Source organism: Methylobacterium sp. CM6244 (genome assembly GCF_054817885.1).
Genome location: NZ_CM139247.1, coordinates 4,367,970 through 4,394,091 on the forward strand (window position 1 = coordinate 4,367,970; position 26,122 = coordinate 4,394,091).

26 protein-coding genes are annotated in these 26,122 nt (G+C 68.1%); 15 read left to right on the forward strand and 11 right to left on the reverse strand.

Annotated elements, in window-relative coordinates; genetic code table 11:
- Positions 1 to 6 precede the first annotated feature (6 nt).
- Both ACYQML_RS20465 and ACYQML_RS20470 read right to left on the reverse strand, forming a co-directional pair.
- Positions 7 to 831, reverse strand: coding sequence for a hypothetical protein (locus tag ACYQML_RS20465; protein WP_461233864.1), 825 nt, complete (start codon positions 829 to 831; stop codon positions 7 to 9).
- A complete protein-coding gene (locus ACYQML_RS20470) occupies positions 828 to 1,277 on the reverse strand; it encodes an abscisic acid-deficient protein Aba4 family protein (RefSeq protein ID WP_461233866.1) in 450 nt (149 codons plus the stop codon). Before ACYQML_RS20470 ends, ACYQML_RS20465 begins: the two co-directional genes overlap by 4 nt.
- Before the next feature lie 39 nt (positions 1,278 to 1,316).
- Between ACYQML_RS20470 and ACYQML_RS20475 the strand changes: the two genes are divergently transcribed.
- On the forward strand, positions 1,317 to 1,970 hold the full coding sequence (locus ACYQML_RS20475) for a TetR/AcrR family transcriptional regulator (RefSeq protein ID WP_419953787.1): 654 nt from the start codon (positions 1,317 to 1,319) through the stop codon (positions 1,968 to 1,970).
- 525 nt (positions 1,971 to 2,495) lie between these two features.
- On the opposite strand, the gene ACYQML_RS20480 is transcribed toward ACYQML_RS20475, so the two are convergent.
- Both ACYQML_RS20480 and ACYQML_RS20485 read right to left on the reverse strand, forming a co-directional pair.
- Positions 2,496 to 3,512, reverse strand: a complete 1,017-nt coding sequence (locus tag ACYQML_RS20480) for a KpsF/GutQ family sugar-phosphate isomerase (RefSeq protein WP_461233867.1) — start codon at positions 3,510 to 3,512, stop codon at positions 2,496 to 2,498.
- 123 nt (positions 3,513 to 3,635) lie between these two features.
- A complete protein-coding gene (locus ACYQML_RS20485) occupies positions 3,636 to 3,905 on the reverse strand; it encodes a hypothetical protein (RefSeq protein ID WP_461233868.1) in 270 nt (89 codons plus the stop codon).
- A 319-nt stretch (positions 3,906 to 4,224) separates the two neighbouring features.
- Between ACYQML_RS20485 and ACYQML_RS20490 the strand changes: the two genes are divergently transcribed.
- Entirely contained in the window at positions 4,225 to 5,913 is a 1,689-nt protein-coding gene (locus tag ACYQML_RS20490; RefSeq protein ID WP_461235758.1) for a methyl-accepting chemotaxis protein, read from the forward strand.
- Positions 5,914 to 5,963: 50 nt separating this feature from the next.
- Here ACYQML_RS20490 and uraD read toward each other — a convergent pair whose 3' ends face one another.
- Complete coding sequence (gene uraD, locus ACYQML_RS20495; RefSeq protein ID WP_461233869.1) at positions 5,964 to 6,905, reverse strand: 2-oxo-4-hydroxy-4-carboxy-5-ureidoimidazoline decarboxylase; 942 nt, start codon at positions 6,903 to 6,905, stop codon at positions 5,964 to 5,966.
- Between the two features lie 186 nt (positions 6,906 to 7,091).
- Here uraD and ACYQML_RS20500 point away from each other — a divergent pair, with 186 nt between their 5' ends.
- From ACYQML_RS20500 to ACYQML_RS20520, 5 genes are all read left to right on the forward strand, one after another.
- Positions 7,092 to 7,235: a hypothetical protein gene (locus ACYQML_RS20500; protein ID WP_311273905.1), complete on the forward strand. Its 144-nt coding sequence runs from the start codon at positions 7,092 to 7,094 to the stop codon at positions 7,233 to 7,235.
- Positions 7,236 to 7,257: 22 nt separating this feature from the next.
- Positions 7,258 to 8,100 (forward strand): factor-independent urate hydroxylase, encoded by an 843-nt coding sequence (gene pucL / locus ACYQML_RS20505; RefSeq protein ID WP_461233870.1) that lies wholly within the window; start codon positions 7,258 to 7,260, stop codon positions 8,098 to 8,100.
- Positions 8,101 to 8,151: 51 nt separating this feature from the next.
- On the forward strand, positions 8,152 to 8,646 hold the full coding sequence (locus ACYQML_RS20510; protein ID WP_461233871.1) for a P-loop NTPase family protein: 495 nt from the start codon (positions 8,152 to 8,154) through the stop codon (positions 8,644 to 8,646).
- A gap of 114 nt (positions 8,647 to 8,760) precedes the next feature.
- Positions 8,761 to 10,191, forward strand: coding sequence for a protein adenylyltransferase SelO (locus tag ACYQML_RS20515; protein ID WP_461233872.1), 1,431 nt, complete (start codon positions 8,761 to 8,763; stop codon positions 10,189 to 10,191).
- A gap of 43 nt (positions 10,192 to 10,234) precedes the next feature.
- Positions 10,235 to 10,831 carry a hypothetical protein gene (locus ACYQML_RS20520; RefSeq protein ID WP_461233873.1) on the forward strand — a complete coding sequence of 199 codons (597 nt, stop codon included), beginning with the start codon at positions 10,235 to 10,237 and terminating at the stop codon, positions 10,829 to 10,831.
- Positions 10,832 to 10,914: 83 nt separating this feature from the next.
- On the opposite strand, the gene hpxZ is transcribed toward ACYQML_RS20520, so the two are convergent.
- The 6 genes from hpxZ to ACYQML_RS20550 all read right to left on the reverse strand — a co-directional run bounded on the left by hpxZ (position 10,915) and on the right by ACYQML_RS20550 (position 16,191).
- Positions 10,915 to 11,295: an oxalurate catabolism protein HpxZ gene (hpxZ, locus tag ACYQML_RS20525; RefSeq protein ID WP_056425448.1), complete on the reverse strand. Its 381-nt coding sequence runs from the start codon at positions 11,293 to 11,295 to the stop codon at positions 10,915 to 10,917.
- Positions 11,296 to 11,303: 8 nt separating this feature from the next.
- A complete protein-coding gene (locus tag ACYQML_RS20530; RefSeq protein ID WP_461233874.1) occupies positions 11,304 to 12,713 on the reverse strand; it encodes an AtzE family amidohydrolase in 1,410 nt (469 codons plus the stop codon).
- A gap of 13 nt (positions 12,714 to 12,726) precedes the next feature.
- Complete coding sequence (locus ACYQML_RS20535; RefSeq protein WP_461233875.1) at positions 12,727 to 12,933, reverse strand: DUF4089 domain-containing protein; 207 nt, start codon at positions 12,931 to 12,933, stop codon at positions 12,727 to 12,729.
- Positions 12,934 to 12,952: 19 nt separating this feature from the next.
- A complete protein-coding gene (locus ACYQML_RS20540) occupies positions 12,953 to 14,560 on the reverse strand; it encodes a regulator (protein ID WP_461233876.1) in 1,608 nt (535 codons plus the stop codon).
- A gap of 46 nt (positions 14,561 to 14,606) precedes the next feature.
- Positions 14,607 to 15,281: a cysteine hydrolase family protein gene (locus ACYQML_RS20545; protein WP_056453050.1), complete on the reverse strand. Its 675-nt coding sequence runs from the start codon at positions 15,279 to 15,281 to the stop codon at positions 14,607 to 14,609.
- Positions 15,282 to 15,447: 166 nt separating this feature from the next.
- Positions 15,448 to 16,191 carry a GntR family transcriptional regulator gene (locus tag ACYQML_RS20550; RefSeq protein WP_461233877.1) on the reverse strand — a complete coding sequence of 248 codons (744 nt, stop codon included), beginning with the start codon at positions 16,189 to 16,191 and terminating at the stop codon, positions 15,448 to 15,450.
- 495 nt (positions 16,192 to 16,686) lie between these two features.
- Between ACYQML_RS20550 and ACYQML_RS20555 the strand changes: the two genes are divergently transcribed.
- The 8 genes from ACYQML_RS20555 (at position 16,687) to ACYQML_RS20590 (ending at position 26,121) form a co-directional block, all read left to right on the forward strand.
- Positions 16,687 to 17,682 carry a hypothetical protein gene (locus ACYQML_RS20555; RefSeq protein WP_461233878.1) on the forward strand — a complete coding sequence of 332 codons (996 nt, stop codon included), beginning with the start codon at positions 16,687 to 16,689 and terminating at the stop codon, positions 17,680 to 17,682.
- A 151-nt stretch (positions 17,683 to 17,833) separates the two neighbouring features.
- Complete coding sequence (locus ACYQML_RS20560; protein ID WP_461233880.1) at positions 17,834 to 19,195, forward strand: 8-oxoguanine deaminase; 1,362 nt, start codon at positions 17,834 to 17,836, stop codon at positions 19,193 to 19,195.
- A gap of 115 nt (positions 19,196 to 19,310) precedes the next feature.
- Positions 19,311 to 20,951 carry an ABC transporter ATP-binding protein gene (locus ACYQML_RS20565; RefSeq protein WP_461233881.1) on the forward strand — a complete coding sequence of 547 codons (1,641 nt, stop codon included), beginning with the start codon at positions 19,311 to 19,313 and terminating at the stop codon, positions 20,949 to 20,951.
- The gene (locus ACYQML_RS20570) at positions 20,941 to 22,017 is read left to right on the forward strand and encodes an ABC transporter permease (RefSeq protein ID WP_461233882.1); all 1,077 of its coding nucleotides are present in this window, start codon (positions 20,941 to 20,943) and stop codon (positions 22,015 to 22,017) included. Before ACYQML_RS20565 ends, ACYQML_RS20570 begins: the two co-directional genes overlap by 11 nt.
- Before the next feature lie 115 nt (positions 22,018 to 22,132).
- A complete protein-coding gene (locus tag ACYQML_RS20575; protein ID WP_056425047.1) occupies positions 22,133 to 23,059 on the forward strand; it encodes an ABC transporter permease in 927 nt (308 codons plus the stop codon).
- 30 nt (positions 23,060 to 23,089) lie between these two features.
- Positions 23,090 to 24,166 (forward strand): BMP family ABC transporter substrate-binding protein, encoded by a 1,077-nt coding sequence (locus ACYQML_RS20580; protein ID WP_461233883.1) that lies wholly within the window; start codon positions 23,090 to 23,092, stop codon positions 24,164 to 24,166.
- A gap of 227 nt (positions 24,167 to 24,393) precedes the next feature.
- On the forward strand, positions 24,394 to 25,119 hold the full coding sequence (locus ACYQML_RS20585; protein ID WP_461223044.1) for an NUDIX hydrolase: 726 nt from the start codon (positions 24,394 to 24,396) through the stop codon (positions 25,117 to 25,119).
- Positions 25,120 to 25,137: 18 nt separating this feature from the next.
- Complete coding sequence (locus ACYQML_RS20590; protein WP_461233884.1) at positions 25,138 to 26,121, forward strand: SPFH domain-containing protein; 984 nt, start codon at positions 25,138 to 25,140, stop codon at positions 26,119 to 26,121.
- The last annotated feature ends 1 nt before the right edge of the window (position 26,122 follow it).

Sequence of the window (26,122 nt, forward strand, 5' to 3'; positions counted from 1 at the left end):
ACGCGGTCAAAAGAAGGGAAAGGTGAGACCCCGACCGGCCTGGACCCAGGCACCCGCGACGACAATGCAGAGGAGGCAGGCCGCCAGCGTCACGAGCATCCGTCGCCTCGGCAAGCCGAGGGCGATGAAGCCGGCGGCTGCGAGGGGCACGATCTGTTCCCGATGCATGCCGAGGAAATGGGCGACCCTCAGATCGCCGCCCGCCCGGTTCCAGCCGAGCAGGGGCAGGCTCGCACCGGTCGGGCCGACCGCATGGCCGTGGTTGACGCTGAGGGCGATCCCGGTGGCGGCCCCGAGGATCACCGTCGTCGCGAGGCCGAGAAGGACGGCCAGGCGCAGGCTCGGCTCGAGGCCCGGACGTGGCCGGACCGCCACCGCGATGACCAGGGGAATCTTGGCAGCGAGTAGGGTCAGCGCCATGATCCCCATCGCGGCGTAGAGGGACGCGTGCAGCGGATCGCCGTCGTTGAAATGCGAGGCCTCGGCCCGCGCCGCCTGCAGGGTGATGTAGCCGAGCTCGAACCCGCCCGCGACGATCAGCAGGAGCCGGCCGGTAGGCAGCGAGCGGGAACGGCGCCGATCCGGCCGGACGTAGCCGGTGAACCAGGCGAAGGTCAGGGCGTATAGACCGACCGAAACGAAGAACTTCGCGGGCTTCGCCCAGACGAAGGCGCCATCGATGAGCCGCCCATCGACCAGGGGGAGTGCCAGGGTGACGGCGCCGGTCAGCAGACAGGCGAGGCCGAAGGCGGTGAGGACGGGATCGTCCGCCCGAAGCCGGGCGAGTGCCGTGGGGTGGGGAGCGTCTCCGCCGAGGGTGAAGGCGATCATGGCCGGGTCTCCAGGCCGAGCCTGCCGGTGCTGAATCCGATGACGAGGGCGAGGAGCAATCCCGCCGGGCCGACCAGGAAGGTGAGGACGAGGCAGGGCAGGAGCAGCAGCGGGGAGATCCCCGCCCCGATCCCGGCGCGAGCGATCCAGGTGCCGACGAAGAGGTCGAAGGCGAGATAATGGATCCAGCCGGCGGTGAGTGCATGATCGTCCGCGAACAGGGCGCGGACCGCCTCGATGGAGTCGAAGCCGCCTTTCGCTCCCCCGGCCAACCCTGCCGCCAGGGCGCCGAGATAGGCCACCGCCAGGAATGCCGGCAGGACGAGGCCGGTGCCGATCCAGGTAGCCCTTCGGAGACGGGGAGCGAACAACGCGATGGCGAGGGCGATCCAGCCCAACAGGGCGATCGTGCTGCAGAGGGAGAACAGGCTGGCTGCGGGGATCACGTCTTGCCCATCCATATCTTGACATCGTATAGATCGAGCATGAGCGAGCATCTTGACACTGTCAAGTCGTCGAAGGACGTCGGGACGACCGAGGCGGCTGCCTACCATCACGGCGATCTGCGGGCCGCCCTGATCCAGGCGACGACGGCCATCCTGCGAGAGCGCGGGATCGATGGATTTTCCCTGAGGGAGGCGGCGCGGCGCGCGGGCGTTTCGCCGGCGGCCCCGCAGCATCATTTCGGCGACGCTCGCGGATTACTCACCGCCGTGGCGACGGAGGGGTTCCGGATGCTGGGCGACGCGCTGGCCGCTGCCGATTCCACCGCGACCGACCGCGACGGGCGCATCCGCGGCCAGGGCCGGGCCTATATCGGCTTCGCCCTCGACCATCCGGCCGAGTTCGACACGATGTGGCGCTGTGCGCGGATCAATACGGGCGACGCGGCCTACGCGGCGGCCGCCGGTCGTGCATTCGGGCTCCTGAAAGCGGCGGTGGCCGGAACCCCTTTCGAGGATGGCGGACTACCGGCGGTCTCCAATCATACCGCCCCGGACCCGAAGGCCGTCGCCTGCTGGTCCCTGGTACATGGTCTCGCGCGGCTTGCCCTCGACGGAGCGCTGGGGCCGGCCGAGGCGGCGCGTGGGGTGATCGACGGGATGCTGGAGCCTATCCTCGACTGCCTGACGGTGTGATGCCGGGGCGACCCAGCTCGGTTCCCGCTCTCACCCCAAGACTCTAATGGGTCACACATCTGCTCGACATCCGTTCCCTTGATCCTGGCGGGTTCGACATGAGGCGCGACGGGCTCCCTCTCCTGGAAGGAGAGGGCTGGGGTGAGGTGTGGTCCATCTCCGGAGAGGTCACATACCTCACCCTGTCCCTCTCCTTCCGGGCAGGGCCATCGCATATGGTACCGCGCCGTCATTCCGGGTCGCCAGAGGCGAGCCCGGACCCGGAGGGCCGCGCCAGAGGCGTGCAATCCAGATCCGCTGACGGTGCAAAGTCCTGCACCGCCTGTGTTTCTGGATCCCGGGCTCCGCTGCGCGGCCCCGGGATGACGGGGTGCTGCGTTTCAATTTCTCGACGAGTAAATCGGCATATGCGATCACCCTGCCTTCCAAGAGAGGGGACCCTTGCTGCCCGCGAGATGTGCGAGTGCCGTGCCCCAAGACCGGGGGGCGGATACGCTCCGGTCTTCGCGGAGGAAAGGCCCGTGGTCAGGCGACCCCGGCCCGCAGCAGGTCGTGATAATGGACGAGGCCCACGGGGCGCTCGTTCTCCACGACGATGAGCGAGGTGATCTTCATCGATTCCTGGATTTCCAGGGCCTTGGCGAGAAGGGTCTCCGGGCTCACGGTGCGCGGCCGGACGCTCATCAGCGCCTCGACGACGAGGCCGTCGAGATCGGCCCTGAACACGTTGCGGCGCAGGTCGCCGTCGGTGAGGATACCGGCGAGGCGGCCATCCTCTTCCACCACCACCACCGATCCGAATCCCTTGGCGTCGATCTCGGCGATGGCGGCGCGCATGCCCGTGCCGCGCCGGACCACCGGCAGCTGGTTGCCCGCATGCATCACCTCGCGGACCTGCCGGAGCGAGGCTCCCAGGCGTCCGCCGGGATGGTAGATGCCGAATTCGCGGGCTGAGAAGCCCCGGGCCTCGAGCAAGGCGACGGCGAGGGCGTCGCCCAGGGCGAGCTGCATCGCCGTGGAGGTCGTCGGCGCGAGCCCGTTGGGGCAGGCCTCGCGGGCCTTGGGCAGGGTCAGGCAGATATCGGCCTCCCGCCCGAGGGTCGAGCCGGCATTCGCCGTGATGGCGATGAGGCCGACCCGGTAGCGCCGCGCATAGCCGATGATGTTGGCCAGTTCCGTCGTTTCGCCCGACCAGGACAGGGCGACGACGACGTCCTCCGGCTGGATCATGCCGAGATCGCCATGGCTGGCCTCGGCTGGATGAACAAAGAGTGCCGGCGTGCCGGTGGAGGCCATGGTCGCGGCGATCTTGCGGCCGACATGGCCGGACTTGCCCATGCCGGTGAGGATGGCCCGGCCCTTGGCGCCGGAGATTCGGGCGACGGCCTCGGAGAAGGCCGTGCCGAGACCGTTGCCGATGGCCTCCATCAGGCAGCGCAGGCCCTCGCGCTCGGTCTCGATGGTTCGAAGGGCGGAGGCGACGGCGGGGAGGTGCCCGGCATCGGGCTCGGAAACCCGCTTCTCCGCTGCAGCAACGCCCATCCGAGATCCCCGTATCGTTGCCGGTGCGCCCGGCACCGTTCCAAGCCGCCTATGCAAGGGGAATGTGGTCGGATGGGGGCTTGGCGTCGTCGACGCTCCAAGCCGGTTGCGCCAACGGCGCAATCAGGGGCGCGGGGACGGATGCATGTGAGGGGCGTGGGGCGGCACCTTCGGCTCATCGGCCCGAATGCCCCCGGCACCTGGCGGCACCGGAACGGCATCGCCGCTCCGGATGGCTTCGGCTTCGTTGCGAGGCCCGGCGACGCCCTCCGTCCCGCCCGGTGCGGTGGCGGCGTCGCGGCCCGAGGGGGCGCCGTAGCTCTGCGCGACAGCGAGACTCGCGGATGCGATCACAAGACCGGCCGCGAGAGTAACGGTGAAGAAGCGTGTCATCGGTCGTGCTGCCACGGTTGAATGTATCACGGTGATTGGTTGTCGGCACGTCAAACGGAAGTCAATGCAGTGCAATCCGCATGCCGGAACAGATCCCGATGCGCGATCGTCCTGTTTCGGACGAATGGGGAAATGGGGCGAGGCACGGCCGGATTGGGCATCGCCCTGCAGATCTCTGACGAAGACAGAAGAATACATGTGTCGCGAAGGGATGAGGAAGAAACGGGACAATCAAAAGTGAACCTTAAGGATTCCGAGGGAGTGTCGGCATTCGATCGCCCCACCGAATGACCGGATGGTGGTCTTGATGAGGTTCGTTGTGACGCTCCAGGCTCTCCCGATTCGCACGAAGCTCATCGTGGCTTTCTCGATACTCACCGTCTTCATCATGGGATTGGGGCTGCTCGGGATTCTGGGCACCCTGCGCATGCGTGAACAGGCACTCCACATCGAGACCAACTGGCTTCCCAGTATCCGTGTACTTGGCGAGATCGATACACTCACGGCGAGAAACAGCGCCGTCATCCTGCGCCATGCCCAGGAGACCGATGCGCAGAAGCAGGCCACGATCGAGGGCGACCTCGTCCGTTTCGGAAAGAAGCTCGAGGAGAAGAAGAAATCCTACGAGACGATGATCGCGTCCCCCGGGGAGCGCGACCTCTACGACGCGTATACCCGTGAGGCCGCGAAATTCGCCGTGGTGCGCGACGCCATCATGGATCTCTCCCGCAGCGGAGAAAAAGCTCAGGCCTTCGCCCTGTATGAGACCAAGGGTCTCGCCATCCGCCGAGGCGTGTCGGAGGCCCTCGAAAAACTCGTGAACCTCAATAATGTCGGTGCGGATATGGCACAGGCGCGCAGCAAGGAGGTGTTCGAGCAGACCCGGACCCTAGGCATCTCCGCCATCGTCGTCGCCGTCGTGCTGTCCGTGCTCTCCGCCCTCGTCATCATCCGGGGCGTCACCGGAGGGATCGATTCCGTGGTGCGGCCGATGCAGACCCTCGCTGCGGGCGACCTCTCCGTGACCATCCCGCACCAGAAGGCCCGGACCGAGATCGGGCGCATCGCCGATGCCGTGCAGGTGTTCAAGGACGGCCTGTTGCGCATGAAGGCTCTGGAGGAGGAGACCGCCCTGGCACGGGCCGGCGCGGAAGCACAGCGCAAGTCGGCCATGCGATCCATGGCCGACGGTTTCGAAACCGCGGTCGGCGGGATCATCCAGAGCGTCACGAGTTCGGCGACGCAACTGCAGGCGACAGCCCAGAGCATGGCCGGCACCGCCACGGAGACCGCTGCGCAATCCACCAGCGTCGCCGCCGCCGCCCATCAGGCCGCGTCCAACGTCACCACCGTGGCGGCCGCGGCCGAGGAGCTCGGCTCGTCGGTGCACGAGATCGGCCGTCAGGTCAGCGCCTCGGCCGACATGTCCCATGCCGCCGTTCAGGAGGCTGCCCGGACGACGACCTTCGTGAAGGATCTCAACTCGGCGGTGCTGAAGATCGGCGATGTGGTGACGATGATCACCTCGATCGCGGCCCAGACCAATCTTCTCGCTCTGAACGCCACGATCGAGGCGGCGCGCGCCGGCGAGGCCGGCCGCGGCTTCGCCGTGGTCGCGGCGGAGGTCAAGGAGCTCGCCAACCAGACGGCCAGGGCGACCGAAGAGATCGGCGGCCACATTGCCTCGGTGCAAAGGTCGACGGATCAGGCGGTGTCGGCGATCGGCGGCATCACCACGCGAATCCAGGAAATCAGCGGCGTCTCGACGTCGATCGCGGCGGCCGTGGAGCAGCAGGGCGCCGCGACACAGGAGATCGTTCGCAACGTGGCCCAGGCCGCTACCGGCACGAGCGAGGTGACGGTGAACATCGTGGGCGTAGCGGACGCCGCCGAGGAGACGGGAGAGGCGGCCAGCCAGGTGCTCGGGGCGGCATCGGAACTGTCACGCCAGTCCGAACATCTCAACGTCGAACTCGGCCGCTTCCTCGCGACGATCCGCGCCGCCTGACCGGGGCACTCCCTCGCGGGATCTGCGACTCACCGTCTCCACGGACGAGCTCAGCTCCCGCGATAGGTCTGGTAGCTCCAGGGGCTCGCCACCAGCGGGACGTGGTAGTGACCCTCCGGGTCGCTCACCCCGAAGCGCAGAGTGACGATATCGAGGAAGGGCGGTTCCGGTAGTCCGGGATTCGTCCGCCGGAAATGGTCGCCGATGCCGAACCGCAATTCGTAGGCTGCGATGGGCACCGGCCTCCCGCCGATGAGGGGCGCGTCGGTGCGTCCGTCGGCGTTGGTGACCGTGCGGGCCACGAGGGCGGCCCTGTCGTCGGAGACCCATTCGTACAGGGACACCGTAACCCCGGCCGCCGGCCTGCCGGAAGCGGTGTCGAGGACGTGAGTGGAGACGCGGCCGGTCGTGCGCAGCCTGCCCTCCCCCTTCACCAGAGCATCGAGGCGGATCGCGGCGATCCGGAACACCTCCTCCTCTGCTGTCGCCCGCTCCATCGCCGGCGTCGAGGCCAGGCGCCGTTCGAGCGTGCGGAGCAGAGAGGCGCGCCCATGCCGCTCGACGCACAGGATGAAGGGAAAGCCGAACGTTGCGCGATAGCGCGCGGTCAGGCTCTCGAACCGCGCAGACTCGTCCTCCGAAAGCCGGTCGAGCCCGGCCGGGGCTCGTTCGGTGTCTGTATCCGCAGCAAACGTGCCGGCGCGGACGGCGTATTGGCCAAGCTCCGCGTGGTTTGTCAGGAGGGCGAGCCGATCCGGTTCCGGAGCCGCCTCCACCGCGGCCCGCATGGCGGCGAAGAGTTCGGCCAGCGTCGCATAGGGACGGCCTCGCACGGCGGCTTCGGCCACCCACGGCGCATGATCGAACACCGTCTCGAGGGCCGTCACGAAATGCGCGGCCGGTGCCGCGTTGAGGCTGGCGAGGTCGAGTTTGGCGAAGCCGGAGACGGCAGGCTCCGTGCCGCCAGCCCCGGCGGCCGCTGGAAGGGTCATGGCATCCCTCGCTGCTGGTTCATGCCGCCTCGACGGCTCCGGCGGAGGTGCCGAACCGAGCCGGTTTCATGCGCTTTCGTAGCAGGCAACGGACCAGATCGGGCAAGCGGCATCGGGACCCTATCCGCTCCGGGCCGTAGGCTCGGCCGATTCTGCTGGCATACCGCTTGCGGACGATTTTCCCGCTTGCAGACGATCTTCCGGAGAACCGGGACCCCCGCGCTCTGTCGGAGCGGCGGACCGAACGGCATCCGCTGGCCGGTGATGATCGGTCTGGTCTTCCCCGACAGGTCGTTCTCGCAGACTATCGCCCATGCGGCCGAGGCCTGAGGCAAACGAGAAGGAACCGATCATGGCCCTGACGGCGTCGACCTACGGCAAGGGACGGGTGCGGGTGATGCGGCTCGCCCGCGACGGCGACCACCATACCCCGCGCGAACTCGACGTGAAGGTGCTGATGAAGGGCGGTTTCGACCGTGCCTGGACGGCGGGCGACAACCGGGCCTGCGTCGCCACCGACAGCGTCAAGAACATCGTCAACGTCACGGCGGCGAAGCATCTCACGGCGGAGAAGGAAGCGTTCGCCGGCGCCGTGGCATCGGTCTTTCTCGACGCCTACCCGCAGGTCGAAGAGGTCGTGATCGAGGCGCGGGAGACGCGCTGGCTGCGCCACGCCATCGCGGGCGTGCCGCATGGCCATACCTTCACCCTCGACGGCAACGGCGTCGGCTTCGTCAAGCTCACGGCGAACCACGCCGGATCGGTGCTGAAATCCGGCTTGCGCGGCTACACCTTCATGAAGACGACCCAGTCCGGCTGGGCCGATTTCGTCGATGACCAATACCGTACCCTGCCGGATACCAGCGACCGCATCGCCGCGACGAGCATGGACGCGACCTGGACCTGGGCCGGCATCCCGCCCGATTATGCTGCCGCCAACGCCCAGGTGCTGGCGACCCTCATCGCGGTGTTCGGCACGACGTACAGCTACGGTGTCCAGGACAGCATGTACCGGATGGGCGAGGCGGTCCTGGCCGCGATCCCGGAGATCGCCGAGATCGCCTTCGCCATGCCCAACAAGCATTACATCCCGATCAACCTCGCGCCTTTCGGCCTCGACAACCCGAACGCCGTGTTCCTGCCCACCGACGAACCGCACGGACAGATCGAGGCGACGATCGGGCGGGAGCGGTAGCGCAACGCACACTCTGGCGGCGGCGACCGCTCATCGGCTAAGCAGGTCCGCATGCAGCGCGTGATCGTCATGGGGCCGCCGGGCAGCGGGAAATCGACCCTGGCCAGACGCCTGGGCTCCGCCCGCCGCCTGCCCGTCTTCCATCTCGATCAGGCCTATTTCCGTCCGGGCTGGGAGCCCGTGCCGTCCGAGGCGTTCCGCGCCGAGGTGGAGCGTCTCGCGGCGCTCCCCCGCTGGGTCATCGACGGGAACTACACCGACACGATCGGGCCGCGCTTCGAGGCGGCGGACACCCTGGTCTATCTCGATCTTCCGGCCTGGCTCACGATGGCGCGGGTGATCCGCCGGCTGGTCGCGAGCTACGGCCGGGTCCGACCGGATGCGGCGCTCGGTTGCCCGGAGCGGCTCGATATGGCGTTCCTGCGCTACGTCTGGACCTGGAACCGCAAGAGGCGGGCGAGGAACCTCGCTCTGATCGAACGGTTTCCCGGCAAGGTCGTCATTCTGGCGAGCCGTGCGGAGCAGCGCCGGTTCGAGGGGGCATGACTCTCCCCCGATAGGCGCTCGCGTCATCGGGGGTGACTGCCTTCGGGGGTGGCTGTCATCGCCGCGCCGCTCTCGCTAGAGTCCGGCCTCCATCGCAGGAACCCGCGCTCGCCCATGCCATCACCCCGCACCGCCGCGAAGCACATGGAACTCGGCACCGACTTCTACGACGTCGTCGCCGCCGCCGATTTCCCGAAGACGATCCTGCGCTATCGCAACCGGCCCTGGTCGGCGCGGGTGGGGCTCGACGGTCTGTCCGACGAGTCGTGGATCGCGCATTTCGGCCGTTTCCAGCCGCTACCCGGTAGCCTGCCCCAGCCGCTGGCGCTGCGCTATCACGGCCACCAGTTCCGCTCGTACAACCCCGATCTCGGCGACGGGCGCGGCTTCCTGTTCGCGCAGCTTCACGACCTCGTGGATGGGCGTCTCCTCGATCTCGCGACGAAGGGCAGCGGCACCACGCCATGGTCGCGCACCGCCGATGGCCGCCTGACCCTGAAGGGGGGCATGCGCGAGATTCTCGCCACCTCCATGCTCGAGGCCCTGGGCGTCAACACCTCGAAGACCTTCAGCCTGATCGAGACCGGCGAAGACTTGGAGCGCGGCGACGAGCCCTCCCCCGCCCGGTCCAGCGTCCTGGTGCGGCTGAGCCATTCCCATATCCGCATCGGCAGCTTCCAGCGCCTGCTGGCGCTGGACGAGCCGCACAACATCCAGAAACTCCTCGATTACACGGTGGGGACCTACCTGCCCGACGCGTGGCGGGAGGAGACCGGGCCCCGCGCCGTCGCCTTCCTGGAGGAGGTCTGCCGCAGGGTCGCCGGCACGGGCGCCCAGTGGATGGCGGCGGGCTTCGTCCATGGGGTGCTCAACACCGACAACATCAACGTCACCGGCGAAAGCTTCGATTACGGCCCGTGGCGCTTCGCGCCCGCCAGCGATCCGAGCTTCACCGCCGCCTATTTTGACGTTCAGGGGCTCTACAGTTTCGGCCGGCAGCCCGAGGCGCTGTTCTGGAACCTCAGCCGGCTCTCCGAATGCCTGATGCCGCTCGCCGACCGCGAAGCCCTCGAAGGCGCGCTGAAGGTCTTCGGGACGAGCCTTCAGGATGCCTTCGCCGAGGCCCTCCTCGCCCGGCTGGGCCTCGCAAAGCCGGCGGACGAGGCAGACCTGCACCGATTCGTCGCCGCCTTCTGGGGCTTCCTGGCGAAGAGCCGGGCGCCGTTCGAGCAGACGTTCTTCGACTGGTATGGCGGCCTCGCCAGCACCGACCGCGCGGCGGCGAGCCCCTCCTCCGCCTTCTACGAGCGCGAGGATTTCGCCGCCGTCAGAACCAGCCTCGCTTCCCTGTCCCCGGCGGAAGGAATCCGGCTCGATCACCCGTATTTTGCGCGGCGCGAGCCCTGCACGATGTTGATCGAAGAGGTCGAGGCGTTGTGGGATCCGATTGCCGAGCGGGACGATTGGTCGGCGCTCCATGCCAAGCTCGATGCCATCGCCGAGATGGCGGAGGCCTATGGTACGGCGCCTGCGCCGGCTGTCTGAGGCGACGCCCTGTTTCGGACACATGGCTGCGTAGGTTCGGGCGATGGCGGCGGTCGACGTCCGCCAGGACGGCACGATGACGGATATTCGGATCACGGCGGGCTCCTTCGGCGAGGGAGTGGCCACCTACGACAACGGCGTGTTCCGCTTTCCCAACGGCGATATCCGTGGCGTGGAGGATCTCTCCGATCTCGGCCTGCCGACCGACCCGGCGACGGAGCCGCATTGGAGCGGCGACATCGTGCGCGGTCTCCAAGGCGCGCTCGCCACGACGACCAAGGCCTTGCCGTCGCCCTTCGGTTTTGCGGCCTCCTTCGTGGGGCTCGGGCTCGATGTGCTCGAATCCTCGGCCACGACCACCGCGACCCTGCCGATCACCTTCACCGACGGCGCCATCGCGACGATGGCCGCCGACAACGCCATCGCGGCGATCCTTCTGCGCGACCGTGAGGTGGTGCGTCTCGCATTCGAACGGAGGGCTCCCACCCCGGCGGTCGAGCCTGCGCCGGCGCCCGAGTTGGCGCCGACGAGCCCGGCCTCGGATCCGGCCGACCCGACCCTGACCTCGATGTTCCAGTACGAGAAGCGCAAGGGACGCCTGCGCCGCGTGGTGACCGAGAAGGCGCCTCAGGAGACGTGAGCAGGCGCTACCGCCCCGCACGTCGCTGACGCTCGCTCTCCTACGCGGTCTCCGCGAGAGAGACAGGCCAGGGCTCTCCGCGCCTATCCGTCGATGACGCTCACATGCGCGGCGACGACCTTCCAGCCATCGGGAAAACGGATCCAGGTCTGACTTTGCCGCCCCACCTTGCCGGGTGATCCGTCGCGGCGGAACAGGGTCATCGCCACGGCCGTGTCGCGCCCGTAGGCCGTGATCACCGTATCGGACAGGGTCCGTTCCAGCCCGGCCGGCGAGCGCGCGCGGCGGAAGGCGCGGATCGCGTCCATGCCGTAGAGGTTCTCGCCCCCGCCATAGCGGATTGTCCGGGGATCGTCGTGGAACAGGGCTTCCAGCGTCGCCACGTCGTTGCCGGTCAGCGCCTTTTCATAAGCCGCGAAGGCGGCCTCGACTTCCGCGATCACGTCGGCTGCGTCGATGTCCATCGGCTCGCTCACAGGTTCGCATGCGGCGCGGAGACGACACCGTTCATCTCCAGGTGGCGCGCGACCCGGAGCGCCAGATCCTCGCGCCACGGAGCGGCGATGATCTGGACACCGAGGGGCAGGCCGTCATCGACCCGTACCGGCACCGCCACCACGGGCAGGCCGATGAACGAGATCGGCTGCGTGAAGACGCCGATATTCGCCCGCACCGGCAGCGTGACGCCGTCAAGCTCGAAGGTGACCTGACCCGATTTCGGAGCCCGGCACGGGGTCGAGGGTGCCAGGATGATGTCGACCTCGCGGAAGAGGTCGAGCATCGCCGCGCGGTACCAGCGGCGGAAGCGCTGCGCGCGCTCGACGAAGGGAGCCGGGATCATCGCTCCCGCGATGAGCCGGTCGCGCACGGCCGGGTCGAAATCGGCGGCGCGGGTCCGCAGCCGGTCGAGATGGAGGGCCGCACCCTCGGCGGCGGTGATGAGGTATGCGGCGGCCCGCGCCCGTGCGGCTTCGGGGATCTCCACCCGGCGCTTGGCGCCCAGGGATGCGGCGAGGGTTTCCACCGCCACGAAGGCCTCGTGGTCACCGCCACGCGCGAAGTATCCGCCCGCCACGGCGATGCGCAGATCGCCGATGCCGTCTTCGAGGCCCGGCATGGCGGGATCGGGTGCGCGGGTGGTCGCCACCGGATCGTCCGGATCGGCCCCCTGCATGGCATCGTAGGACAAAGCGAGGTCGGTGACGCTGCGTGCCATCGGCCCGAGATGGTCGAGGCTGCCGACGAAGGGGAAGCTTCCCGCCCGCGTCAGCCGGCCATAGGTGGGCTTCAGCCCGAAGCAGCCGCAGAAGGCGGCGGGGACGCGGATCGAGCCGTTGGTGTCCGAGCCGAGGGCCAGGGGGACGAGGCCCGCTCCGATGGCGCCGCCCGAACCCCCGGACGAGCCGCCGGACATGTGGCCGAGATCGTGCGGGTTGCGGGTCGCGCCGTCATGGACGTTCTCGCCCGTGAAATCATAGGCATACTCGCCCATGTTGAGGCCGCCCACGAGGATGGCCCCGGCGGCTTCGAGCCGTCGCACCAGGGCGCCGTCACGCTCGGCGGGGGCGAGATCGCGGTTGATCTTCGAGCCGGCCCGCGTCGGCAGGCCCGCGATGTCGATGAGGTTCTTCACCGCGAAGGGGACGCCCGCCAGCGGACCCAGCGCCTCACCACGGTTCCGCGCCGTATCGATGGCATCGGCCCTGGCCAGCGCGCGCTCGGGTAGCACGTCGGTGAAGGCATTCACCGATATGTCCACCCGGGCGATGCGCGCGAGCACGGCCTCGACCGTTTCGCGGGCGCCGATCACCCCGTCCCTCACGGACCCGGCGATCTTCGCCGCGTGCATGGTGCTTGGATCGTTCATCGTGTCGTTCGTCATTGCGTTCTGCTGCTCACGCTACGAAGACCGCAGCCGGCTCCGCCTCGTCGGGCAGAGGAAAGGCCGCGACGAGGCCGGCAGTGGCCTGAAGCACGGTGAGATTCGCCCCGATTGCCGCGATCCAGGCGGGGTCGAGGGGAATGCCCAGGAGCGAGGAGGCGGCGTCGATATAGGTGTCGAGCCCCCCCGGTGCGGGTTCGGTCTTCGGCATCTCGACCATGATCGTCTCCCTGTCTCTTCTATTCCGCTGGCAGTGCCGACGAGACCGGCATGAGCCGCTCCCCGGCGGTGGTGCGGGACGCTGCGTAGAGGAGCCCCGCCACCATGAGATAGGCAAGGGCCAGGCCGGGCTTCACCGCGATTCCGACCGCGGGGCCATGCATGAAGCCGAAAAAGGTCATCACCGCCCCGGCGCCTGAGAAAGCCGCCGCCTTGGCGAAATCGCGCTCGATGATGAAGACCGCGATGGCGCCGAGGATGAGCCCACCGAGGATCGCGCCCTCGCCGAGCACTTCGAGCCCGCCATAGAGCACGCCCACCTGTCCGAGCTTCTCGAGCCCCACCGCCGCCGCGCTGGTGCCGGCCGCGCCCAACGCGCCGTCCACGAGGGTCTTGGCCCAGGCGGCGAGATGCGGCGCGAAGGCGAGCACGATCGCGGGCGCATGGGAATGCGGCGTCTCCTGGAAGGCCTGCGCCCCGATGAGCATGCCGATGTAGAGGAGGATCGGCGCGATCGCGACCACGGGTACGAGGCTGGAGAGCAGCGACACGAGATTGAGCCAGCACAGGGCCAGGATCACCAGACCCGTGGCCACCGAATAGCCGATCCGCCCGCCCATCGCCTTCCAGCCGGGATGGCCGATATAGACCGCGTTGATGAAGGGGTTGCCCATCATGCAGCCGATCAGGCTGACGGCGCCGTCGGCCGTGAGGACGCGGGTGGTCGGATAGGCATCCCCGGCGACCTCGGCACTCTCGACATTGTCCATGGCCTCCACGAGATCGTAGATGCCGAACGGGATCGCGGTCACCAGGATCACGCCGAGGAACTCGAACCCGCCGAAGACGTGGCCGAAGGCCGGCAGGGGAATCGAGAAACCGATTCCCTGGATGGCGGCGAGGAAACCGGGACCGCTGACCCCGCCCATGTCGAGGCCGAACGGCTTGGCGCCCCAGGCCACCACCATCCCGAACAGGATGGCGACGAGGCCGGCGGGAATCCGGCCGGGATAGCGCAGGCCGCCGAACCAGGCGAGGAGGATGATGGCGAAGGCGACGACACCGATGACGGGTGTCGTGATCATCTCAAGGGCCGGACGCATGGCGATGAAGGTGACCGAGACGCCGGCCAGCGTGCCGAGGAGCGCGGCACGCGGCGTGATCCGCCGGATCACGGGGGCGACGAAACCGCCGATCATCAGGATGAAGCTCTGGATGAAGACCCAGGCGAGGCCGGCCTCCCAGCCTTTCACCGGATCTCCGGTGGCGAGCTTGATCGGCAGCATGATGACGAAGACGACGATGAACATGTGCGGCACGCTGATGCCGGATGGCAGGGCGCAGACGTCGCTCCGGCCCGTCGCCTTCGCCAGGCGATAGGCCAGCCAGCCGTAATAGGCGGTGGAGAGGCACAGCATCAGCCCGATGGCCGGCAGGATGCGCCCGAAGGTGATGGCATCGGGCATGCCGAGGACGAAGCGCAGCAGGCCGGTGAGGACTAGGAGGTTCACCAGGATGTTGGTGCCGAAGCCGAAGAAGGCGTTCCAATCCCCCGGCACCCAGAGGCTGGGACGGAAGGCGCCGCCGACCCCGTTTGTCGTTCCGCCCGAAGCCGATCCCGCTGCCATGGTCCACCCTCCCCGTCCCGCCGCCATCAGTCCGTCCCGGCGATCGTCATCCGGGCGTGGCGAGGGCCGTCAGGACGGCCTCCGACGACGAGACCCAGCCGAAGATGCCGCCCTGCGCCTTGATCATCTCCAGGCCGATGCGGTGGAATTCCGGGAAGTAGGAGGCGCAGCAATCCGCGAGCGCGACGCAGCGATAGCCCCGGTCGTTGCCTTCACGGATCGTCGTATGCACACAGACTTCCGTGGTGACGCCGCAGACGAGCAAGGTGGCAATGCCACGCTCGGCCAGAACCGCCCCCAGTTCGGTCGCGTAGAATGCCCCCTTGCCGGGCTTGTCGATCACGATCTCGCCCGCCGACGGCGCGAGATCCGGCACGATGTCGTGTCCGGGCTCGCCGCGGATGAGGATGCGGCCCATCGGGCCGGGGGCGCCGATCCGCGCCGTCGGCTCACCCCGTTCGAGCTTGGCCGGCGGTGCGTCCGACAGGTCGGGCAGGTGACCTTCCCGTGTATGCACGACCAGCATCCCGGTGCGGCGTGCCGCGGCGAGGACGGACCGGCAGGGCGCGACGGCGGCCAGCAGGAGCGAGACGTCGTTGCCCAGGGTTTCGCCGAACCCACCGGGCTCCAGGAAGTCCCGCTGCATGTCGATGATGACGAGCGCGGTGGTGGCGGGATCGAAGCCGAGATCGGCGGGTTCCGCGCTGAGCGTGACACTCATGACCTGCACACCCGATCGTCCGATGCCGCGTTCTCGAATCCCGGCGTCGGTGCCGATTCGGTCGCGATGTCGTTGCGATCATGTATGCACGGTAGCTCCGGCACACGCCCAAATGATGCGCGATCCTGCGTCGTTGCGCGCCAGGTTGTGGAATCCTTGCGCTGGCTCAGCGGTTCGAGCGCTCCGGCCTGCCGATCCCCGCTTCCGGTTCGACGGCGGAGCGGCGGTCGTCATCGCGTTCGTGAGCGGCTTCGCGCTCCCGCGCCGGCTCGGCATCCACGCTCTCGAAGACGTCCTCGACGATGCTCATATGGATCAGCATCGCGGCATTGGCCGCCGCCGCGTCGCGCCCCAGCACCGCGCGAACGACGGCGCCATGCTCCGCATGCGATCGATGGAGCCGGCCGGGGGCCTTGAACTGCGCCTTGCGGTAAGGTGTCAGCCTTCTGCGAAGGGAGACCGCGATCTCCTCGACGACGCTGTTATGGGCGCCGGCATAGAGGAGGCCGTGAAACTCCTGGTTGGCGGCCATGTAGCCCGCCCTGTCATCCGCATCCGCCAGCCGGGCCATGCCGTGATGAAGGGTCTGCAGCTGGCTGCGTTCCTTCGGCGCCATGCTCAGTGTCGCGAGCCGCGCGCAGGTGGCTTCGATCTCGCCCATGGCGATGAACAGCATGTCGAGTTCGTCGAGCGCCATCCTGCGCTCCATGGCGCCCGCGCGCGGACGCAGGTCGATCAGTCCCGTCCCGCTCAAGAGGCGCAGGGCGTCGCGGACGGGCGTTCGCGACACGCCGAAGCGCTTGGCGAGGACCTGCTCGTCGAGATGAAGGCCCGGTGGGAAAACGCCGGCCAGGATGTCGTTCGCGATCTGGTCCGCCAGGTGTTCGGCGCGGGTCTGTGATGCAGGCACCGGTCTCTCGATGAAGCGGGGGACGAAGACGACCCGAAGGGACGCGGTCGTACCCTAGCGCAGTTTCTCGTGCCGTGAATGCAGGGTGTTGCGAGAAGCAGACTTATCGAGACCGGCGTGGTGCTGCAACATTCCCGAGGACGACCACTATAGCCGTCGATTCGGGAGACCATGCCTTCCGGGTCGCGCTTGAAAGTGCCGGAATTTTTCATATCGTTTTTAACGATGCCAGTTGGGTCGGGCCTCATGATCTGCAATGACTTGCCGGCGAAGAGGAATTGTTAAACTATCAAGTTCGAATCGATCTATGTGTATTGATTGCCGGTCGGACGGTGAACCCCTATATTTGTTGTCGTCTCGTGCCCTCGGCGCTTCTGTTGCATATTTGCACATATCGGGTCGCCAATTCGCACATCCTCTCCGGCTCGCGTGTCCTGGCATATGGGTTGCAGCCTTCGATCCCCATGAGCGCGATGCTCGGAAGAGGGATTGAACATGTCGGGCATCCCGAAAACGCTGATGGCGGCCGTGGTCTCGTTGCTGGTGACGGCGCCCGTTTTCGCCGCCGACCTCGTGAAGGCTCCCGCACCCGCACCGCTCCCCGTTGCGCCCGGATCGTTCTTCCTCTTCTCGGATACGCAGTTCAGCTACCGTTATCAGTTTCCGTCGTCCGAGCCCGGCGTGCAGGTCCAGAATTCCGACGGCTCGTTCAGCACGCGCGGTATCCCGAAGCACATCTACAATATCTCGCATGCCAATGCCTGGGCCTACGGCACCAACTTCTTCACGCTGGACATCCTGAAATCCGCCTCGCAGGACCCCGGCGGCACCACCAACGCGCCCGGAGGCTTCGCGCAATACGATTATGGCGCCACGGAAGCTTACGGCCTCTATCGCGGTACGCTCAGCCTCAATGCGCTCACCGGCACGAAGGCCTTCGCGGTGCCGGGCATCATCAAGGACATCTCCCTGTCCTATGGTTTCGACGCCAATGCCAAGAACACGGCCTTCGGCCCGCGCAAGCGCGACGTGGTCGGCGGGCTGAACTTCGCCTTCGACGTGCCGGCCGGGTTCATCAACGCGTCCGTCCATGCCTACAAGGAGTGGAACCGCAACGGCTTCAACACCTACCCCAACCGCGATGTCAGCTTCGACACGGTCCCCGAATTCGAAATCGTCTACAGCCTGCCCCTGAGCTTCACCGGCCTGCCGCTCAGCATCGCGGGCTTCAACAACATCGTGCTGCCCAAGGGGCGCGGCGTCACCGACGTGACCGCGTTCGCCTTCAACGCGAAGACCGGTCTCGAATTCCTCTCCCGCACCAATCTCGTCCTCGACCTCGGCAAGCTCGTCTACGACACTCCCAACAAGGTCGATGTCTTCATCGGCTTTCAGTACTGGCTGAACAAGTTCGGCGCTCAGGAAACGGCGACGTTCAAGGGCACGGAGGAGAAGAGCTTCCTCGCCGGCGTCTCGTTCCACGTCTTCTGAAGCAAGGTTTTCCTAGGAACGCGCCGGTCGGAACGGTTCGCGTCCGGCGGGGAGCGCTTCTGGAAGGACGCGTCCGTCCACCTTACACCAAGGCGTGACGAGGCCGGGGCAACGCTCCGTCCTTCCTCCGGCGAAGGGACTGACGGGCACGATGGCAGATGCGGGTACACCGAGGCGGGTCTGGATCCGCAATCCACTGGCGATCCTCGCGGAGGATGCGGGCGGGGGCATCGTCGTCGAGGGAACGCGGATCGTCGAGCGGATCGCGGCTGGAGCGCAGCCGTCGCGAGCCGTGGACGAGACCTTCGACGCGAGCCGCCACGTCGTCATTCCCGGGCTCGTGAACACGCATCACCATTTCTTCCAGACGCTGACGCGCGCCCATCCGGTGGCGTTGAACAAGCCGTTATTCCCGTGGCTGCAGGCCCTCTACACGGTGTGGGACAAAATCACCCCCGACGCGTTCCGCCTCGCGACCCGGCTCGCCTATACCGAGCTCCTGCTCTCGGGCTGCACCACGGCGGGCGACCACCACTACCTCTTTCCCAAGGGCCTCGAATCCGCCGTCGACATCCAGGTCGAGGAAGCGGGCCCGATCGGCATCCGCGCCTTCGTCACCCGTGGCTCCATGAGCCTGTCGGTGCGCGACGGCGGCTTGCCGCCCGAATGCCTGACGCAGGACGACGATACGATCCTGTCCGATAGCGAGCGCGTGCTGCGTCTGTTCCACGATCCGAAGCCGGGGGCGATGGTGCAGATCGGGCTGGCGCCCTGCTCGCCCTTCAGCGTGACGAAGCGCGTGATGCGCGAGAGCGCGGCGCTCGCCGAGCGCTATGATTGCCGCCTGCACACCCATCTCGGCGAGACCCTGGACGAGAACACATACTGTCTCGATGTCTTCGGCCAACGCCCGGTGGATTACATCGAGGAGATTGGCTGGATGCAGAGCCGGACCTGGCTCGCCCACGGTATCCATTTCAACGACGACGAGGTGGTCCGGCTCGGCAGGGCCGGCGTCGGCATATGCCATTGCCCGACGTCGAACATGACGCTCGCCTCCGGCCAGTGCCGGACCTGCGAGCTGGAGGCCGCCGGCTCGCCGGTGGGGCTCGGCGTCGACGGATCGGCCTCGAACGACAATTCCAACCTGATGGAAGGCGTCCGGCACGCCCTGATGCTCAACCGCCTGACCTACGGCGCGGAGCGCGTCACCCATCTCGACGCCCTGCGCTGGGCGACGGAGGGCTCGGCCGCCTGCCTCGGTCGCACGGATATCGGCCGGATCGAGGAGGGCCGCGAGGCCGATCTCGCCCTGTTCACCCTCGACGAACTCCGCTTCTCCGGCGCCCACGACCCGCTGGCGGCATTGGTCCTGTGCGGCGCCCACAGGGCCGACCGGGTGATGGTGGCGGGGAGTTGGCGGGTGGTGGACGGGCAGCCGCTGGGCATCGAGACCGTGCAGCTGCGCGAGGCCCATACCCGCCTCGCCCATGCGCTGCGGAGCGGATCGTGACGGCGGCCGCGGGCAGGAAGGCGGGCGGGTTGCGTGCTCGCCCGATCCTGCGCCGCGGCCCGCAATGGCGGCGTGGTCCGATGGGCTCGCTATGGAATCGGGGAACCCAGCCCTCATGACGGATGCGACCCCGAGCCCGGCTCCCGCTACCCCGGCTCCTGCTACCCCGGCTCCTGCTACCCCGGCTCTAGCCGGCCAGATTGGCGCGACGCCGCTGTTCGGTGCCTACGGCATCGTCAAGCGCTTCGGCGACTTCACGGCCAATGACGGCGTCGATCTCGAAATCCGCGCAGGGGAGATCCACGCCCTGCTCGGCGAGAACGGGGCCGGCAAGTCGACGCTCATGAAGATCCTCTACGGGCTTCTGGAACCCACCGAAGGGGTCGTGACCCATCGCGGCGACATCGTGAAGCTCGCCAACCCCGAAGCCGCGCGGGCGCTCGGCATCGGCATGGTGTTCCAGCACTTCTCACTCTGCGAGAACCTGACCGTGGCGGAGAACATCGCCCTGGTGATGCCGCCCGACATGAGCCCGAAGGCGCTCAGGGAAAAGATGTCCACGGTGGGCGCCACCTACGGCCTGCATCTCGATCCGCATCGCCCGGTCTGGTCGCTCTCGGCCGGCGAGCGCCAGCGTATCGAGATCATCCGCTGCCTGCTGCAGGACCCGCGCCTCGTCATCCTCGACGAACCGACATCGGTGCTGACGCCGGGTGAGGCGGAAGGCCTGTTCACGGTGCTGGAGCGACTGCGCGACGAGGGCCGGGCGCTGCTCTACATCTCGCACCGGCTCGACGAGGTGCGGCGGCTCTGCTCCCGCGCCACCATCCTGCGTGGCGGCAAGGTCGTGGGCGCCTGCGACCCGCGCCAGGAGAGCGCCCGGTCGCTGGCGGCGATGATGGTGGGCGTCCAGGTCGGCGAGGTGAAGCCGCCCTCCGGTATCCCGCTCGGGGCGCCCCGGCTCGTCCTCTCCAATCTCTCGCTGGCGACGTCGGGCCTGCACGGCACGGCGCTGAGCGACATCTCGCTCACGGTCTCGGGCGGGGAGATCGTCGGCATCGCGGGCATCGCCGGCAACGGGCAGGCCGAGTTGTTCGATGCGCTGTCCGGCGAGGCTTCGGCAACCGAGGCCGGCATGGTGACGCTCGACGGCGTTCCGGCCGGGCGCCTCGGCATCACCGAGCGGCGCCGCCACGGGGCCTGCTTCGTGCCGGAGGAGCGCAACGGCCACGCGGCCGCCCCGACCCTGAGCCTCTCCGACAACGCCCTCCTCTCGCGCCACGCCACCGCCGGCCTCAGCCGCTTCGGCTTCCTCCGCAACGCCGCGGCCAAGGCCTTGGCGCAACGCGTGATCGCCGCCTTCGACGTGCGCAAGGCCGGGCCGGACCCCGCCGCCGGCACGCTCTCCGGCGGCAACCTGCAGAAATTCCTGATGGGGCGGGAAATCATGGCCGAGCCGGGGATCCTCGTCGTCAACCAGCCGACCTGGGGCGTCGATGCGCTCGCCGCCGCGCATATCCGGCAGGCCCTGCTCGATCTCGCCGGGCGCGGGGCCGCCCTGCTGGTCATAAGCCAGGATCTCGACGAGCTGTTCGAGATCGCCGGCCGCATCGCGGTCCTGCATGACGGGACGCTGTCGCGGGCGGTGTCCGCGAGCGAGACGAGCCGCGAGGCGGTGGGCCTGCTGATGGGGGGCGGAGGCATCGAAGCGACGCCGTCATCCTCGGCGATGGAGGCGATGGCCCATGCGCATTGACTTGTCGCTGCGCACCAGCCGCTCCCCCCTCATGGACGGCCTCGCGCCGATCCTCGCCTTCGTCGTCGCCGTCGCCATCGGCGGCATCGTGGTCGCCGCCATGGGCCGCTCGCCGGCCGCCGCCTTCGTCACCTATTTCGTCGCGCCGTTGAGCGAGGTGTGGTCCCTGCAGGAGGTGGCGCTGAAGGCCGCGCCCCTCGCCCTCATCGCCATCGGCCTCGCCTTCTGCTTCCGCGCCAATGTCTGGAATATCGGCGCCGAGGGCCAGTTCGTCGTCGGTGGCCTGTTCGGCGGCTGGATCGCGGTGGCGACCCACGGGGCGGAGGGGAACACCCTCTGGGTCCTGCCGCTGATGCTCGCCGTGGGCACGCTGGCCGGCATCGCCTATGCGCTGATCCCGGCTTTGCTCAAGGTCTGGCTCGGCGTCTCCGAGATCCTCACCAGCCTGATGCTGGTCTATGTCGCCGAATTGCTGCTGGACTACATGGCGCGCGGGCCCTTGCGCGACCCGGCGGGCTACAACTTTCCCCAGAGCGTCACCTTCGACGACGCGGCCCGCCTCCCCTACCTGATGGAGGGCGACACGCTCCATGCAGGCGTCCTCATCGCCCTGGCGGCGGTGATCGTCGCCGCCATCGTGCTGGCGCGGACCTTGTTCGGCTTCGAGGTCCGGGTGGTGGGGGCGAGCCCGCGCGCCGCCCGTTTCGCTGGGTTCAGCGATGTCCGCCTGACGCTCGCGGTCTTCGCGGTCTCGGGCGGGGCGGCGGGGCTCGCCGGGATCGCCGAGGTGGCGGGCAAGATCGGCCAGCTCCAGCCGTCGATCTCGCCGGGCTACGGTTTCACCGCCATCATCGTCGCCTTCCTCGGCCGGCTCTCCCCGGCGGGAATCCTGGTGGCGGCCCTGGTGATTGCGCTCACGACCATCGGCGGCGAGGGCGCGCAGATCGACCTCAAGCTGCCCCTCGACCTCACCCGCGCCTTCCAGGGATTGCTGCTCGCCCTCGTGCTCGGGGCGGACGCCCTGTCGCGCTACCGCGTCCGTTTCGTGCCGGGGACGGCGACGTGACGGGTGTGACACCCCTGTCGGCCCGGCCCGCGCGCATGATCCGTCCGCGCGCTCCTCGGAGAGAGACGGCCCGCAAGGCGGCTGGACGGACGGCGCGTCGAAGGAAGCTCGCACCATGACTCTCGACGTCCTGCAGATGGTGCTCGTCACCATCGTCGCCGCCGCGACGCCTCTGATGATCGCGGCGCTCGGCGAACTCGTGGTCGAGCGGTCCGGCGTGCTCAATCTCGGCGTCGAAGGCATGATGGTGCTCGGCGCCGCAACAGGCTTCGCGGTGGCCGTGGAGACGGGCTCGACATTGGCCGGAGCGGTGGCGGGGGCGGGCGCCGGCCTCGCTCTGTCGGCCCTGTTCGGAATCCTCACCGTGGTGCTCGCCGCCAACCAGATCGCCTCCGGGCTCGCCATGACGATCCTCGGCCTCGGCCTCTCGGGACTGGTCGGCGCCTCCTATGTCGGCATGAAGCGGGAATCGGCGCCGCATCTCGCCATTCCCGGCCTCACCGACCTTCCCGGCATCGGCCGGCTGTTCTTCGGACAGGATGCGTTCGTCTATGCCGGCTTCGCTCTCGTGGCCGGAATCGCATGGTTCCTGTGGCGGACCAGGGCCGGTCTCGCGCTCCGCGCCATCGGCGACGACCATACCTCCACCCACGCGCTCGGCCTCAAGGTGCGCAAGGTCCGGTTCCTCGCGGTGCTGTTCGGCGGCGCCTGCGCCGGTCTCGCCGGCGCCTATCTCTCCCTCGCCTACACGCCGTTCTGGGCTCCGGCCATGACTGCCGGCCGCGGCTGGATCGCCCTCGCCCTCGTCGTCTTCGCCTCCTGGCGCCCGCTACGGGTGATGGCCGGCGCGATGCTGTTCGGCGGAGCCACGGTGCTGCAGCTTCACGCCCAGGCAGCGGGTCTCGGGCTGCCCGGCCAAGCCCTCTCGGCCCTGCCCTATCTCGCAACCATCCTGGCCCTCGTCTTGCTCTCCCTGGGGCGACGACAGGGCGGCTCGGTGGCCCCGGCCTCGCTCGGCCGCGTGTTCACGCCGTTCCGCTGAACGGCGCTTTTCGAAGAGGACGACGGTGATATGGGGATGATCAAGGGGGTCGCCGTCGCTGTGGCGCTCGCGCTGGGGCTCGGTGCGGCCCAGGCGCAGGAGAAGCCGGCGGGCAAGCTGAAGGTCGGCTTCATCTATGTCGGGCCGGTGGCCGATTTCGGCTACTCGTTTCAGCACGACCAGAGCCGCAAGGCGTTGCTGGCGGCCATGCCGGACAAGGTCGAGACGAGCTTCCTCGAGAACGTGCCCGAAGCGGACAGCGAACGCTCCATCGAGAGCCTGGCGCGCTCGGGCCATCAGCTGATCTTCACCACCTCCTTCGGCTTCATGGAGCCCACCCTGAAGGTGGCCAAGAAATTCCCGAAGGTGAAGTTCGAGCACGCTACCGGCTACAAGCGCTCGGCCAACGTCTCGACCTATTCGGCGCGGTTCTACGAGGGCCGCTACATCTGCGGCGAGATCGCCGGCAGGCTTTCCAAGACCGGCACGGTGGGCTACATCGCCTCGTTCCCGATCCCCGAGGTGGTGAGCGGCATCAACGCCTTCATGCTCGGCGCGCAATCGGTGAACCCCAACATCAAGCTCAAGATCGTCTGGGTGAACACTTGGTTCGATCCGGGCAAGGAGGCCGAGGCGGCCAAGGCCTTGCTGGCGCAGGGGGCCGACATCCTGTCCCAGCACACCGATTCCGCCGCTCCGCTGCAGGAGGCGGAGAAGCAGGGCAAGTTCGCCTTCGGCCAGTCCTCCGACCAGATGCGCTTCGCCCCGAAGGCTCAGCTCACCTCCATCGTCGACGATTGGGATGGCTACGTGATCGGCGAGGCCAAGGCCGTTCTCGACGGCACCTGGAAGAGCCACGACACCTGGGGCGGGATCAAGGAGGGCATGGTGGTGCTGGCGCCCTTCGCCAACATGCCCGACGACGTGAAGGCCAAGGCCGAGGCCTCCAAGAAGGCGATCGCCGACGGTACGCTCCATCCCTTCAAGGGGCCGGTCCTGAAACAGGATGGCAGCGTCGCCGTGAAGGAGGGCGAGACCGCCCCCGACCCGATGATCCTCGGCATGAACTGGTATGTGAAGGGCATCGACGACAAGCTGCCGAACTGACCCCGTCGCACCTGTAGCATCGATCCATTCCGGCCCGAAGAACCGGCCGTCGCACCTCAGGTGACGGCCGGTTTTTTCGTGCCTGGGGCGACGGAAGCTCTGTGGCCGATTCCTTTTCCGGACGCAGTCGCCGGACGAGGCCGGAACCCTGGACTCCGGCGACGCACCTCTTGTCTTATATGCTCGATGCATCTAACTAAGATGCATCGAGCATATAAGGCTATCCCGTGACCGAAGCCGAGTTCCTGGCGGAGTATGATCCCGCCGCCTACGAGCGCCCTGCCCTCGCCGTCGATCTTGTGCTGCTGGGCCTGCGCGCGGGCCGGCTCGCGGCGCTGCTGCTGAAGCGGGACCAGCTTCCGCATGCCGGCCGCTGGGCGCTGCCCGGCGGCTTCGTCGGCATCGACCAGACCCTCGATGCGGCGGCCCTGCATGTCCTGCAGGAGAAGGCCGGCATCGCCAGGGCGCATCTGGAGCAGCTCTACACATTCGGCGCCCTCGACCGCGATCCGCGGATGCGGATCATCAGCGTCGCCTATCTGGCTCTTCTGCCGGAGGCTGACTTCGCCGAGGCGCTGGAGCGCTCGGCGGCCCTCATGCCGGCCACCATCGCGGTGCCGTGGCCGGGCGAGACGGGCGGAGAGGTGACGGCCCTGTCGCCGAAGGGAGAGACGCTTCCCCTCGCCTTCGACCATGCCGCCATCCTGGCCATGGCGATCCTGCGGTTGCGCGGCAAGCTCGACTATTCGGATGTGGGCTTCGCCCTCCTGCCCGAGCATTTCACCCTGCGCCAGTTGCAGGACGTGCACGAGGCGGTGCTCGGCACCACGCTCAACAAGCCGGCTTTCCGACGCCGGATGCTCGACCGGGGCTGGCTGGCGCCGACCGGATTGCGTGAGGCCGGAACGTCGTTCCGGCCGGCCGAACTCTACCGATTTCAACCATCCCGCTGAACGCACAGGAGGATTCCCATGGCGACGATCCGCAATATCGGCCTGGTCGCGCAACTGAGGAGCGAGGCGAGCAGCCACGTCATCCGCTACCGCAAGGGACGCATCCGGCAGAGCGGCCGGGGCCTCGTGTTCTGGTTCCGCCCCGAGACGTCGAGCATCGCCGAAGTGCCGATGGACGACCGCGAGATGACGTTGTTCGTGCGGGGCCGCAGCCAGGATTTCCAGGCCGTCGCCGTGCAGGGGACGATCGGCTGGCACGTGGTCGATCCCGAGCGGTTGGCGAACCGCATCGACTTCTCCATCGGCCTTCGCAACGGAAAGCTCCAGGGTGAGCCGATCGAGAAGATCGAGGCCCGCATCGCCGGCATCGCCAGTCAGGCGGTGCTGCAATATCTCGGTGGCAAGCCGGTGCGCGCCATCCTCGATGCCGGCCCCGAGCCCCTGCGTGGAGGACTGGAAACCATTCTGGCGGCGGACCAGTCCTTGGCCGAGATCGGCGTCGCCGCCGTGTCGGTGCGGCTCACCAACCTCGCGCCGACGAGCGAGCTCGAACGCGCCCTGCAGACCCCGACCTTCGAAGCGCTCCAGCAGAAGGCCGACGAGGCGACCTTCTCCCGTCGTGCGCTGGCCGTGGAGAAGGAGCGCGCCATCGCCGAGAACGAGCTCGCCACGCGCACGGAACTGGCTCGTCGGGAGAAGCTCCTCATCTCCGAGGAGGCGGAGAACGCGCGAAGCCGCGCCGCCGGTCTCGCCGAGGCGCAGGGCGTCGAGGCGATGGCGGAAGCGGAGCGCATCCGCCTCGTCGAGGGGGCCAGGGTCCTGGCCGAGGCGCAGCGCGTTGCGATCTACCGCGACCTGCCGCCCGCGGTTCTGCTCGGCCTCGCCGCGCAGGAACTGGCGGGCAAGCTCGACACGATCGAGCATGTCAGCGTGACGCCCGACCTCCTCGCCGCCGTGATGGGCGAGTTTCACAAGCCCCGTCCGATGGTGGGGGCGCGCTAGG

Coding starts and splice junctions, on each gene's coding strand:
- ACYQML_RS20465 (WP_461233864.1), bottom strand. CDS start 831: ATGATCGCCTTCACCCTCGGCGGAGACGCTCCCCACCCCACGGCACTC.
- ACYQML_RS20475 (WP_419953787.1), top strand. CDS start 1,317: ATGAGCGAGCATCTTGACACTGTCAAGTCGTCGAAGGACGTCGGGACG.
- ACYQML_RS20480 (WP_461233867.1), bottom strand. CDS start 3,512: ATGGGCGTTGCTGCAGCGGAGAAGCGGGTTTCCGAGCCCGATGCCGGG.
- ACYQML_RS20485 (WP_461233868.1), bottom strand. CDS start 3,905: ATGACACGCTTCTTCACCGTTACTCTCGCGGCCGGTCTTGTGATCGCA.
- uraD (WP_461233869.1), bottom strand. CDS start 6,905: ATGACCCTTCCAGCGGCCGCCGGGGCTGGCGGCACGGAGCCTGCCGTC.
- pucL (WP_461233870.1), top strand. CDS start 7,258: ATGGCCCTGACGGCGTCGACCTACGGCAAGGGACGGGTGCGGGTGATG.
- ACYQML_RS20510 (WP_461233871.1), top strand. CDS start 8,152: ATGCAGCGCGTGATCGTCATGGGGCCGCCGGGCAGCGGGAAATCGACC.
- ACYQML_RS20515 (WP_461233872.1), top strand. CDS start 8,761: ATGCCATCACCCCGCACCGCCGCGAAGCACATGGAACTCGGCACCGAC.
- ACYQML_RS20520 (WP_461233873.1), top strand. CDS start 10,235: ATGGCGGCGGTCGACGTCCGCCAGGACGGCACGATGACGGATATTCGG.
- hpxZ (WP_056425448.1), bottom strand. CDS start 11,295: ATGGACATCGACGCAGCCGACGTGATCGCGGAAGTCGAGGCCGCCTTC.
- ACYQML_RS20530 (WP_461233874.1), bottom strand. CDS start 12,713: ATGACGAACGACACGATGAACGATCCAAGCACCATGCACGCGGCGAAG.
- ACYQML_RS20535 (WP_461233875.1), bottom strand. CDS start 12,933: ATGGTCGAGATGCCGAAGACCGAACCCGCACCGGGGGGGCTCGACACC.
- ACYQML_RS20540 (WP_461233876.1), bottom strand. CDS start 14,560: ATGGCAGCGGGATCGGCTTCGGGCGGAACGACAAACGGGGTCGGCGGC.
- ACYQML_RS20545 (WP_056453050.1), bottom strand. CDS start 15,281: ATGAGTGTCACGCTCAGCGCGGAACCCGCCGATCTCGGCTTCGATCCC.
- ACYQML_RS20555 (WP_461233878.1), top strand. CDS start 16,687: ATGTCGGGCATCCCGAAAACGCTGATGGCGGCCGTGGTCTCGTTGCTG.
- ACYQML_RS20560 (WP_461233880.1), top strand. CDS start 17,834: ATGGCAGATGCGGGTACACCGAGGCGGGTCTGGATCCGCAATCCACTG.
- ACYQML_RS20565 (WP_461233881.1), top strand. CDS start 19,311: ATGACGGATGCGACCCCGAGCCCGGCTCCCGCTACCCCGGCTCCTGCT.
- ACYQML_RS20570 (WP_461233882.1), top strand. CDS start 20,941: ATGCGCATTGACTTGTCGCTGCGCACCAGCCGCTCCCCCCTCATGGAC.
- ACYQML_RS20575 (WP_056425047.1), top strand. CDS start 22,133: ATGACTCTCGACGTCCTGCAGATGGTGCTCGTCACCATCGTCGCCGCC.
- ACYQML_RS20580 (WP_461233883.1), top strand. CDS start 23,090: ATGGGGATGATCAAGGGGGTCGCCGTCGCTGTGGCGCTCGCGCTGGGG.
- ACYQML_RS20590 (WP_461233884.1), top strand. CDS start 25,138: ATGGCGACGATCCGCAATATCGGCCTGGTCGCGCAACTGAGGAGCGAG.